This window comes from Clostridia bacterium (assembly GCA_028698525.1).
Taxonomy (GTDB): Bacteria; Bacillota; Clostridia; order JAQVDB01; family JAQVDB01; genus JAQVDB01.
Map to the genome: position 1 here is coordinate 1 of JAQVDB010000119.1, position 3,006 is coordinate 3,006.

A 3,006-nucleotide genomic window follows, 5' to 3' on the forward strand; every position below is an offset into this window, starting at 1 on the left:
AGCTAAAATATTAGCTTGACAATATCCTAATATTTGTCTATAATGTAATTGGCACATTGAAAATTAAATAAAAAAAATGGAGGGCGATAATATGAAATCCATTGATATAAATACTTTTGACCAGAAATCCAGAAACGGAGGAGTATGGACCCTGGATGATGCAAATGAGGCTGATAGACTGATTATGCAGGCATTAGATCCTGGAGCAAGAGTAGAACAGGTTCTAGTTCCAACAAAGTACATTAAAGATGGGGAATACCTGGTTATAGTTCAAGTAACGAGAGAGAAATCTGTCTTGATAAGAAGATATCATAAGAGATATGTAGAGGTCTTTACAGACAGAAGAACCGGTCAAATCAAAATACATGTAGAAAGGGAGAAAATGGAGCCCATAGTAGAAGATTATGACTTCGTTGATGAGAGGTATAAAACTGAAGAAGAGATAATTGAAGATATGGTGGCCACCGGCTATATAACCAGAGAGGAATGGAATAGATATATAAATCCAGAAAACTGCAAAGACTTGCCACTAATAAAATTCGATGTATTATGGGAAGACAATATCCCGGAGAATATAATAAGTATATCCGAGGTTAACCAGAACTTCTCCAAAGCAGCGAAGCTGGTTGATGAAGAAAAAGAAATAGTTATTATGAAACACAACAAGCCGAGATATGTGATTCTGGAATATGATAAATATATTGAGTATATGAAACAGCTTACAGAGAGCCGCAAATAAGCGGCTCTTTTTTTGTGTAAAAAACTTGATTTTTATTTTTAAGCTTTGCTATGGTTTATACTGACCAACCAATTATTATACAAGGTCCTCACCAGACCTTAATAAGGAGAAGAAATAGCCTTCATATGTTTTTGCGATCCGGGGCTTCTTTCAGCATTGGCAGAGAGGAGTTGGTGCGGATACCCGGTATGGTTTTATGTTCTCAAGCAGGATTAAAGTTTTGAGAATATAGAAGCGTTCCGGGTATCTGTGGAATTTACTCGGATGCGAAAATTAAATTGGAGGTTTTTGAAGATGAAAAAGGAAAGAGTTATTGCAAATTTGAAAGGAACTGTATATGGAAAGCAAATAAAAAGGGAGGCGCAGATATTTTTTACTCGCCATGCGGAGATCGACATTGATGATGCCGGTCTCACAAAAACAAGCATTCGTTTGTTGTTAGAGGCAGCATCAAGCTGCTTACTCAAAAAACAGGAAGACGAGAGGTTTAGAATCACCACTCCGAACCTTCCTGTAAATGTCTTCATTTCAGGTAGAATTATCTACCGAGATGAAGAAGAGATTGAAGTGTTAGTCACGAATGTATCAAGAGATATCTTCGTGACAAGCGAAAAGACATTTAAAATTTAAACTTTAGTGGAGATTATTCTCCACCCCCTACATATCAAGAGGTTTATCATCTTGAGAGTATGTTTGTAGAGAGGAAGTGCTTATAATATGATCAATTTAATCGAAAGATTTATAGAAGATACAGAAAAAATGAATGTTTGCGCTATTATTGACAAAGAGAGCAATGATAACTGTGAAGTGTATTTCTTCATGGGAAAAAATTCAGTTCTCTGCATCAATAAAAAGGATGATAGAGTTATTTATAATATTAGATATGATAACCTGCAAATCAACATTCTAAATGCATATGAGTTTTGTTTCAATATAGAAGGAAAATCACTTTTATTCTGCCAAGGTGGAAAAATACAAATAAAAGAGAAATTGGAACCTAAATCTACCGAAAAAGAAAAACTCAAAAAAGCTATTGAAATAGTTGAAGAAGCAAATTCAAAATATAAATATAAAGAGATTTGCGATAAATGCCCAAATAAAGTATGCGGGCAATATGATACCATACATGGAAGAGAATTCAAATTTGGAAGCGGTCCTATTTCAGAAGATTTGTTGCAACAATATGACAGGTACTGCAAAATTAAAATTGAGAAATTTGGCTGTGCATAAGATAAACATGAAAGGACAGACTTTTCCAACAAAAACTCCCTAATACGACACTAGGGAGTTTTTGTATTAGCTTTCATTCTTATCAAATAAGTCCTGGGCTATCAGTAGAGTATTGAAGTTATACTCAATATTCTCTTTTGACTCCGGAAACATGTATATATAACCATCTTTTATTAGCATACAAATATCATCCACGTCATCACGATCACTTAAGAAATTGTAAACCTCTTTAAGGATTTGGGGATGATAATCATCACAACAAAGATTATTGGCAAACTGTCTATATGCTTCAACAGTAGCTCGGCATATAATATCATTAGTACCAGGTATTATTGCAGTTTCGCCCTTAATCTCTACAACCTTGTTCAATAACCGTGTTACCAACCCTATCAACCTTCTTTCTATTGTTGTTATTTTATTCCAAGTTATGCATTTATTATAGGAAATAAAAAAACCAAAGTCAATTTTCACCATGTTTTTCCATATTTAGCGTATTGATAAGTATGTTCAGGTCCTTTTCAAGTCCCAAACCTGTATCAGGCGCAATGGCTATAAAGTTATCTTTTATAAGGTAATTCATATTATTATTTTGTTTTATACCTGTTGCTTTAGAATAGATGTTTTTTAGATTAGTTTGATTATATCTATCCTCGATTGCGAATTTTCTTATCAGTTCTTCTATCGGAATTCTTATTGTTGTTATACCATATTCAGCAATGAAAACAGAATTACAATTAACATTTATCATTTGTAGCCCCCCTTGCAAATCTTAAAATAGAACATATGTTCGTGTATGTATTATAGCAAAATTTTTACCAAAGGGAAAGTTTTACCTAAAATATTTTTAATAGTCTAAACAAACATTGACTTATTAAAGTGATATAAAATACAAAAAATTACAATTTAATTAAAGATTGAGTCAGTTAGAATAAACAGAATAATACGGACTGTAAAGACAAATGTTCCTTGAAAGTATGTATTGTTATTTTTTACTATAAATGTAGCATTAATAAATATTTTTAAGATGAAGAAGGAGT

The 3,006-nt window shown here is 32.8% G+C and carries 5 protein-coding genes; 3 read left to right on the forward strand and 2 right to left on the reverse strand.

The window, feature by feature from the left end:
* Positions 1-91 precede the first annotated feature (91 nt).
* The 3 genes from PHP06_10895 to PHP06_10905 all read left to right on the forward strand — a co-directional run bounded on the left by PHP06_10895 (position 92) and on the right by PHP06_10905 (position 1,969).
* Positions 92-739, forward strand: a complete 648-nt coding sequence (locus PHP06_10895) for a type II toxin-antitoxin system Phd/YefM family antitoxin (protein MDD3841047.1) — start codon at positions 92-94, stop codon at positions 737-739.
* A 294-nt stretch (positions 740-1,033) separates the two neighbouring features.
* On the forward strand, positions 1,034-1,369 hold the full coding sequence (locus tag PHP06_10900) for a hypothetical protein (protein ID MDD3841048.1): 336 nt from the start codon (positions 1,034-1,036) through the stop codon (positions 1,367-1,369).
* Positions 1,370-1,456: 87 nt separating this feature from the next.
* Positions 1,457-1,969: a hypothetical protein gene (locus tag PHP06_10905; protein ID MDD3841049.1), complete on the forward strand. Its 513-nt coding sequence runs from the start codon at positions 1,457-1,459 to the stop codon at positions 1,967-1,969.
* Positions 1,970-2,035: 66 nt separating this feature from the next.
* Here PHP06_10905 and PHP06_10910 read toward each other — a convergent pair whose 3' ends face one another.
* Together PHP06_10910 and PHP06_10915 are read right to left on the reverse strand one after the other, a co-directional pair.
* Positions 2,036-2,353 (reverse strand): hypothetical protein, encoded by a 318-nt coding sequence (locus PHP06_10910; protein MDD3841050.1) that lies wholly within the window; start codon positions 2,351-2,353, stop codon positions 2,036-2,038.
* A gap of 76 nt (positions 2,354-2,429) precedes the next feature.
* The gene (locus tag PHP06_10915; GenBank protein ID MDD3841051.1) at positions 2,430-2,717 is read right to left on the reverse strand and encodes a hypothetical protein; all 288 of its coding nucleotides are present in this window, start codon (positions 2,715-2,717) and stop codon (positions 2,430-2,432) included.
* Positions 2,718-3,006: the final 289 nt, after the last annotated feature.

Excerpts from the sequence above, each read along its gene's own strand:
- PHP06_10915 (MDD3841051.1), bottom strand. The coding sequence starts at position 2,717 with ATGATAAATGTTAATTGTAATTCTGTTTTCATTGCTGAATATGGTATA.
- PHP06_10895 (MDD3841047.1), top strand. The coding sequence starts at position 92 with ATGAAATCCATTGATATAAATACTTTTGACCAGAAATCCAGAAACGGA.
- PHP06_10900 (MDD3841048.1), top strand. The coding sequence starts at position 1,034 with ATGAAAAAGGAAAGAGTTATTGCAAATTTGAAAGGAACTGTATATGGA.
- PHP06_10905 (MDD3841049.1), top strand. The coding sequence starts at position 1,457 with ATGATCAATTTAATCGAAAGATTTATAGAAGATACAGAAAAAATGAAT.